The sequence below is a fragment of the Promicromonospora citrea genome (assembly GCF_013004695.1).
Lineage (GTDB): Bacteria > Actinomycetota > Actinomycetes > Actinomycetales > Cellulomonadaceae > Promicromonospora > Promicromonospora citrea.
This window is the reverse complement of sequence record NZ_JABEMG010000221.1, coordinates 1-4,497: the sequence shown is the minus strand read 5'-3', so window position 1 is coordinate 4,497 and position 4,497 is coordinate 1. Positions and strand designations below refer to the sequence as shown.

The 4,497-nt window shown below is 75.5% G+C and carries 5 protein-coding genes and 1 pseudogene; 2 read left to right on the top strand and 4 right to left on the bottom strand.

The window, feature by feature from the left end; all coding sequences use genetic code 11:
• The coding region (locus HLB15_RS22625; protein ID WP_171108895.1) for a hypothetical protein at positions 1-528 on the top strand (528 nt) is incomplete at its 5' end.
• A 40-nt stretch (positions 529-568) separates the two neighbouring features.
• Here HLB15_RS22625 and HLB15_RS22620 read toward each other — a convergent pair.
• The 3 genes from HLB15_RS22620 to HLB15_RS22610 form a co-directional block, all read right to left on the bottom strand.
• A complete protein-coding gene (locus tag HLB15_RS22620) occupies positions 569-1,009 on the bottom strand; it encodes a DUF4383 domain-containing protein (protein ID WP_171108893.1) in 441 nt (146 codons plus the stop codon).
• A 98-nt stretch (positions 1,010-1,107) separates the two neighbouring features.
• Entirely contained in the window at positions 1,108-2,064 is a 957-nt protein-coding gene (locus HLB15_RS22615; RefSeq protein ID WP_171108891.1) for a hypothetical protein, read from the bottom strand.
• Positions 2,065-2,309: 245 nt separating this feature from the next.
• Positions 2,310-2,762 carry an Hsp20/alpha crystallin family protein gene (locus tag HLB15_RS22610; RefSeq protein WP_171108889.1) on the bottom strand — a complete coding sequence of 151 codons (453 nt, stop codon included), beginning with the start codon at positions 2,760-2,762 and terminating at the stop codon, positions 2,310-2,312.
• 243 nt (positions 2,763-3,005) lie between these two features.
• Between HLB15_RS22610 and HLB15_RS22605 the strand changes: the two genes are divergently transcribed.
• On the top strand, positions 3,006-3,974 hold the full coding sequence (locus tag HLB15_RS22605; protein ID WP_212760255.1) for an NAD-dependent epimerase/dehydratase family protein: 969 nt from the start codon (positions 3,006-3,008) through the stop codon (positions 3,972-3,974).
• 174 nt (positions 3,975-4,148) lie between these two features.
• On the opposite strand, the pseudogene HLB15_RS25020 reads toward HLB15_RS22605, so the two are convergent.
• A pseudogene (locus HLB15_RS25020) lies at positions 4,149-4,481 on the bottom strand (glycosyltransferase family 9 protein); the annotation flags it as partial.
• Positions 4,482-4,497 lie beyond the last annotated feature (16 nt).

Below are 4,497 nucleotides of genomic sequence, written 5' to 3'. Positions count from 1 at the left end.
CTGGGGGCGCCGGCCGCGCACGACGTCGTGGTGCGCGTCTCGCGCGGCGGCGGGCTGCCCCAGCCGTCGCCGGACCTGTTCGGCCTCGCCGTGCACTGGACCGACGGCGGCCGCCCGCAGGACCTGCTCCTGTCGGCGACCGGGCTGGGCCGCGTGACGCGGTTCCTGCTCGTGCCGCGGCGCCGCCCGCTCGCGGGCGCCTACGGCACGCTCATGCCGTTCCGGGACCTCGACGGGCGCCCCGTCATGCTCGCCGCCGTGCCCGCCGTGGCGCACTGCCCGTCCCGGGAGCGCGCCACGGGCATGGAGTATCTCGAGGGCACGGAGCTGCTGCTCCTGTCGGCGCACCCCGCCGGGCGGTGGCGCCGGCTCGGCCTGCTGCGCTGCGGGCAGGTGCTCGACACCGACGCCCCGCGCATGGACCCCGTGCTGCACGCCCCGGGCCGGCTCGGCACCTACCCCTGGGCGGCGGCCCTGCGCGCCCCGTCCTACCGCGCGGCACGCGGGGGCTCACCACCCCTGACGTGAGAGCGGTCGCGTCCGGCCCGCAGGGCCGCGACGCGGTCGCTCACACCTGGCGCGGGCCCGGTGACGTGGCGCGCGGGCGGGGCCAGAGCGCGATGACCAGGCCGGCGACGACGCTCAGGACGTGCAGCCAGTTGTCCGCCGTGTTGATGTTGAGAACGTTGATCTCCGGGTTGTTCACCGCGACCAGCCCGTACACGAAGGCCGCGCCGTACCCGACGACGAGCAGCCAGCCGAAGGTCCTGGCGCGGCCCGACGTCGACCACAGGCTCACGCCGAGCAGGCCGATGAGCAGGTGCACGATGTTGTGCAACGGGTTCACGGCGAACCCGAGGAGGGTCTGGTCGTGGTCGTGCTCGGCGAAACCGTCGAACCCGGTCACGAAGAACCCGGCGATACCTACGAGGAGGTACACCAGGCCGATCACCAGGGCGAGCCACTGGTGGGGCGCCCGGGTCCGCGTCGCGGTCGGTGACTGTGTCATGACACTCTCCCATCTGGGGGTTTGACCAGTACCAACACCCTCGACCCGGGACGCCCCACTCGCATCTGCGCGCGCAGCGCGCGCTCAGGCGGTGCGGCTCAGGACGCCTCGTGGGCCGGGAGCTGCGGGCGGATGACCGCCAGGCGGTGCACCGCCGCGTCCTCCGGCATGAGCTCGTCGTCCTGCAGCTCGGTGAGGAGCTCCTCCTCCAGGTGGTCGTGCCGCACGTCGGGCACCGGGCGCTCGGCGGTACGGATCCGTTCGAGGTAGGTGCGCCCGGCGTCCCGGACGGCGCCGGCCACGGCGTCGTCGGTCAGGTCCTGCGGCGCGCGGCCGAGCTGCGGCAGCACGGCCCGCCGCACGGCGGCGGCGAGCAGCTCGGCGACGTCGGCCGCGGTCCGGGGGTCCACCGGCCCGGCCATCCGGACCGGCAGCACCTCGATCTCGAGGCCGCGCTCGTGCGCCACGTCGTGCATCGCGGCCACCAGGGCCTCCTGGTACGTCTCCTCGTCCTGCCGGGCGAGGGCGTCGACGGCGTCGCGGTCCGCGATCGCCGCCTGCGTCTGCTCGTGGTGCGGGCCGAGCATCTCGTGCAGCGACCGCACCTGCTGGTCGAGGTGGTCGAACTCGGCCCAGCCGTCGACGCCGAGGCGGGCCATGACGTCGCCGGCGTCGACCCACACGAGCAGCGGCTCGTGCGCGGCAGGCAGGTCGGCGGCGTCGGCAGGGTCGGCGGCGTCAGCGGGGTCGGCCGACGCGGCCGGGTCCGGGGAGGCCGCCGCGTCCGGGGACGTGGCGGACGCGTGGCGCTCCAGCGTCATCTCGAGCTCGCCGGCGAGCTCGACCGCCAGCTCGAGGTCGGGCGGTACGTCGAGGAGGTTGCCGTCGTCCGCGTCCAGGGAGGTCGTCGTGGGCGCAGAGGTGGGCAGGACCGGGCTCGTCAGGGCACCGCTCGTGGCAGGCACTCCCGCCTGCGTCGTGGTGGGTGCGGCGTCCTCGACGAGGGGCGCTCGGCCCGGCTCGTCACGGAGCATCTCGACATCGTTCGTCGTCATCGTCGTCCTTCGATCGCATCCGCACGACCACCAGACGTCCGACGAGGAGCTCGTCGAGGATCGACAGGCGGTGCGTGCGCGAAGAATGGCGCTTGGCAGGCCGTCTGCTTGACCCGGGCCAAGACTACCCCGATCCGCGCGTCGGGGTCGGGCGGGACGCGGTCCCGGCCGGCCCGTCCGCGCGGGACGGGCCGGGGCGGGGCCGAACGGGAACAGGGACAGCGGTCCGGGGGAGCGGCGAGCGATCAGGCCTCGATCGCCTGGCGCTCGTCGGCACGCCGGCCGACGGCGGTGCCGCCCGCGGCGTGCGCCACCTCGATCCGGCGCGGCCGTGCCTCCTCGCTGACCGGGATCGTCAGCGACAGGACGCCGTCGGCGTACGAGGCCGAGACCTGGTCGAGGGCGAGCCCGCGCCCCAGCGTGAGCTGGCGGGCGAACGTGCCCGTGGGGCGCTCCCGGACCAGCCACTGCGCGTCGTCACCCGAGCGCTGCGTCCGCTCCGCGCGGACCGTCAGCGTGCGGTCCTCGACCGACACGTCGATCGTGCCGGGGTCGACGCCCGGCAGGTCCATGGACAGGACGTAGTGGTCGCCCGTGCGGAACAGGTCCATCGGCGGGGCGCCGGACTGCCGCACGTTGCCCACGATCGAGGCGAACAGCCGGTCCATCTCCTGGAACGGGTCCCAGTACGTAGCCATCGCGCATCACCTCCCGTGCTGATGCGGCCCTGGCCCGTCCAGGACCGCGGCGCTGACGGCGGCCCCTCGCCGCCGTCCGGCTACACCCCATTTCTAGCACTCGGACGAGGCGAGTGCCAACCCCTCTCGGTATGCGCCCGCCCGATGCGCGACGAGGCCCGTCCTGGTGCGAGTAGCACCGGGCCGGGGGACCGTGGAACCAGTGGTCGAGACGAGGCTGCCGGTGCCGCGAGAGGACCACCCATGCCCAGGAGAACGCTCGTCACCGGCGGAGCCGGGTTCGTCGGCAGCCGGCTCTGCGAGGCCCTGCTGGAGGCGGGCGACGAGGTCGTGTGCGTCGACAGCCTGATCACCGGGCGCACCGCCAACCTCGCCCGGGTGCTGCCCCACCCGCGCCTGCGGTTCGAGACGTGGGACGTCGCCGAGGGCCTCACCACGGGCCCCGTCGCGGCCGCGACGCGCGCCCGCGTCGACCTCGTCCTGCACCTCGCCTCGCCCGCGTCGCCCGTCGACTACCACGAGCACCCCCTCGAGACGCTCGACGCCGGCTCCCGCGGCACGCGCGCGGCGCTCGAGCTCGCCCACGCCCACGGCGCCCGCCTCGTCTTCGCCTCGACGTCGGAGGTGTACGGCGACCCGCAGGTGCACCCGCAGACCGAGGACTACTGGGGGAACGTGAGCAGCGTCGGCCCGCGCAGCGTGTACGACGAGGCCAAGCGGTTCGGCGAGGCGCTGACCGCCTCCTACCGGCGCTCGCTCGGCACCGACACCGGCATCGTGCGCATCTTCAACACCTACGGCCCGCGCATGCGGGAGCACGACGGGCGCGTGGTGCCCACGTTCGTCCGGCAGGCGCTCGCGGGCGAGCCGCTCACCGTCGCGGGCGACGGGTCCCAGACCCGCTCGCTGTGCTACGTCGACGACCTCGTCGCGGCGCTGCTCGCCTTCGCGGACAGCGGGCACCCCGGCCCCATGAACCTCGGCAACCCGCGCGAGCTCACGGTGCGCCGCATCGCCGAGGACGTGCTCGCCGCGACGGGGTCGCGCTCGCCGATCGAGCACGTGGAGCGCCCGGTCCACGACCCCGGGCTGCGCTGCCCGGACATCACCCTCGCCCGGACCGAGCTCGGCTGGGAGCCCCTGGTGCCGTGGGAGCAGGGGCTGGAGCGGACGGTGTCGTGGTTCCGCTCGCTCAGCGGCCGTGCGGCGTGAGGCGGGCTCCGTCGCCCGGAGGGCCTGCTCGCTCAGGGCCTGCTCGCACGCCTCGACGACCTCGGCGGCACCGAGCCGGGCGAGCGCCGGGTCCAGCCGCGCGGCGTTCGCGTCACGAGGCGCGTCACCTGCTCGCCCCCGCCAGACGACGACGTGCCGCCCCGGGTCGATCACCGGCCCCCAGAGGGCCGGCGGCGTCGGGCCGAACAGGGTGACCGACGGCGTGCCGTAGGCCGTGGCGAGGTGCGCGAGCCCGGTGTCGGTGCTGACCAGGAGCCGCGCCGTGGACACGCGGTCCGCCAGCGCGGTCAGGCCGAGGCGTCCCGAGCGGTCGTCGACGGCCGCGCCGTGCGCCGCCGCCGCGCGCACGCGGCGGCACAGGTCGCGTTCCTCCGCCGACCCCGTGAGCGTCACGTGGTGGCCGCGCTCCGCCAGGGCGTCGACCACCCGGGCCCACCGCTCGGCCGGCCAGCGCCGGGCCGGTGCGGCGGCGCCGGGGTGGACCACGACGTCGTCGGTGCGG

Coding starts and splice junctions, on each gene's coding strand:
- HLB15_RS22615 (WP_171108891.1), bottom strand. CDS start 2,064: ATGACGACGAACGATGTCGAGATGCTCCGTGACGAGCCGGGCCGAGCG.
- HLB15_RS22610 (WP_171108889.1), bottom strand. CDS start 2,762: ATGGCTACGTACTGGGACCCGTTCCAGGAGATGGACCGGCTGTTCGCC.
- HLB15_RS22605 (WP_212760255.1), top strand. CDS start 3,006: ATGCCCAGGAGAACGCTCGTCACCGGCGGAGCCGGGTTCGTCGGCAGC.
- HLB15_RS22620 (WP_171108893.1), bottom strand. CDS start 1,009: ATGACACAGTCACCGACCGCGACGCGGACCCGGGCGCCCCACCAGTGG.